Source organism: Prosthecobacter sp., assembly GCF_029946185.1.
GTDB lineage: Bacteria > Verrucomicrobiota > Verrucomicrobiia > Verrucomicrobiales > Verrucomicrobiaceae > Prosthecobacter.
In genome coordinates, this window is record NZ_JAQSEA010000117.1 from 1 (window position 1) to 1,559 (window position 1,559).

Below are 1,559 nucleotides of genomic sequence, written 5' to 3' on the forward strand. Positions count from 1 at the left end.
CGGCCTCGGCCCCACCAGCTACACCTTCATCAATACGAACCAATTTGTGAGCCCGACTTACATCCATGTGTATGCGCCGGTGACGCAGCAGACCACGATCTTCCAGCACAGCGTGAACGTGACTCAGATTGTGCCCAATCGCAGCCAGAAGCATGCGTTTATCAATCATGGGGGACCGCCCCGCGCCCAGATGGAGCAGGCTTGCGGTCAGCCTGTGCCGCAGCGGCAAGTGCAAACGATGCACGCTGACCAGATGCCCGCGCAGCAGCATCATGGGCGCAGAGATGCTAGAGCACCCGTGGCGATGGTGGAGCTTCCAACCGTCAGGCCCGGAGCCCGGATCATGCGCCCTGAGGTCAAAGAACACATCCAGCGCCCGACGCGGGTGAGCGGATTTGACGGCGTGTCACAGCGCGTTGCCACGGAGATTCGTGAGACGATTGCCAGAGAGAAAAAGACGGCCGATGTGCAGCAGCAGCCTGCGCACGGGCGCAGGCCGCATCAAGCTGGCCGTCAACCGGGCGAAGCGCCAACTGTTGGCAAGGGTGCGCCAAGAGTGCCAAAGGCTCCGCCGCAGGAAACGGTGAGTGCTCCCATCGCTACAGAAAGACCGGCGGCTCAAGTCGTTGCGCCAGCAATGCCGCAGCAGCCGGGACAGGGGAGAAGGCCGCATTCCTTTCCGCGTCCTTCAGTTGAAGTGCCAGTTGTCGGCAACATGCCTGCGGTGCCGAACGCTCAGGCCCAAGAAGCCGTGCGTCCGGCCGTCGCTGCGGAGCTTCCTTCGGGTTCAACAAGGGAGCCTAGGAATCAGGAACGTCCCACAAGGGGAACACCGCGCAGGCCCGAAATGCCGCCTGAGAGCAAGGTTTTGGAGAGCAGCGTTCCTGCCGCGGCTCCATCCAATGTGCCAGCGATGGTTGAGAACAAGGCTGCTGAACCTTCGGCTGCCGCAGTTGTGCCTGTTATTGAACCTGACCGGACCGCACCTGCCGTGGTGACCGCTCCAGCCGCAGTCATGCCGCCGCCTGCTGATCCCAGCGTTTCATCGCAACCCTTAGAGGCAGAGAAAATGGCGGCTGAGCAAGCCGCCGCAACTGCAGCGGCCGAAGCAGAAAAAGCTCAGATGCGCGCTGATCGGGAACAGGCCCGTGCCGCCGCCATGGAGCAGCGCCAGCAGCAGGGGTTGCAAGAACGTGGCATGTCAGAAAAAAGAGCTGCTGAACAGGCCGCAGCGAATGCTGAAGCGGAAAAAAGCCGCATGCAGGCTGCCGCCGCTGCGCAGCAGGAGGCGCTGGCGGCCCAGCAGCAACGCATGGCCGCTGACCAAGCCGCCGCTGAGACTGAAAAAGCGCGCCAGCAGGCCACTGCTGCCCAGCAGCAACAGGAGATGACAGCCCAGCAGCAGCGTGCCACGGCGGAGCGCATGGCTGCCGAACAGGCCACCGCTACGGAAGCTGAACGCATCCGGCAGACTGAGGCCGCTGCCATGCAGCGTCAGCAGGAGGAAGTCACACGCCGTGCCGCTGAAGAGCAGCAGATGAAGGCCCAGCAGGAGGCTG

Annotated in this window: 3 protein-coding genes; all 3 read right to left on the reverse strand. The window is 63.2% G+C overall.

What is annotated here, in order from left to right; translation table 11 throughout:
* On the reverse strand, window positions 1–274 hold a 274-nt coding region (locus PSV43_RS09315; protein WP_300196054.1), incomplete at its 3' end, for a hypothetical protein.
* 780 nt (window positions 275–1,054) lie between these two features.
* Window positions 1,055–1,189 (reverse strand): hypothetical protein, encoded by a 135-nt coding sequence (locus tag PSV43_RS09320; protein WP_300196056.1) that lies wholly within the window; start codon window positions 1,187–1,189, stop codon window positions 1,055–1,057.
* Window positions 1,190–1,201: 12 nt separating this feature from the next.
* On the reverse strand, window positions 1,202–1,559 hold a 358-nt coding region (locus tag PSV43_RS09325; protein ID WP_300196059.1), incomplete at its 5' end, for a hypothetical protein.